Source organism: Vibrio sp. 1288 (genome assembly GCF_033344475.1).
This window is the reverse complement of the sequence record NZ_JAWPOX010000660.1, coordinates 1-640: the sequence shown is the minus strand read 5'-3', so window position 1 is coordinate 640 and position 640 is coordinate 1. Positions and strand designations below refer to the sequence as shown.

The following is a 640-nucleotide window of genomic DNA, read 5'->3' as shown; positions in this document are numbered from 1 at the left end:
ACCGCATTCGCCGCGTATGCGAGTACGTCTCCAAACTGTAGTTACGTATTAGCGGGCAACACAACCGCCGTATCGCAAAAAATGATGGTCTTATTCGGCGAAGACATAACCAAATCCAACCGCATCACCACGGTGATTCCAGCCCAAAACAATCCATTTGTAACCGAAGAACTGATCTCGGTGTCCAATGACGTGTCGCCCAATGGACGTTTGCCACAAAAAACGTTGGAAGAGATCCGAAAAGTACGCTCAGATTTAGAAAAAGCCGCACAGGAAGTAAGCCGATTACAGGGCACTTTTGAAGTCGCGTTCGTTAGCTTGATTGATGGCTACTGCCAGTTCTCGAATCACGAACTTACTCAGCATGCCAAAATCGACTTTGACCATTTGGAAGGTCTAACGCTGTATTCAATCCCAGCGCTGTTGGCAATGGTGGATCAATCGTATGCGATGGCTGAAAACCGCCTAGCAAACGAGCAAAACCAATTGAGCAACATTGAAAGAGAAAAACAGAGGCAGAAACAGCAAGCAAGTGCTGCGGCAGCCGCTCGTTACCAAGACGGTAACGTGTTGGTGAAAGTCGAGAATTTTGATGGTTCTAACGTGATGTTTTCCGTCACCAACGTAGGTTCTCAAGGTT

Annotated in this window: 1 pseudogene; it reads left to right on the top strand. The window is 47.2% G+C overall.

The features are described 5' to 3' along the window. Positions 1–640: pseudogene (locus R8O11_RS28620) on the top strand (hypothetical protein); the annotation flags it as partial.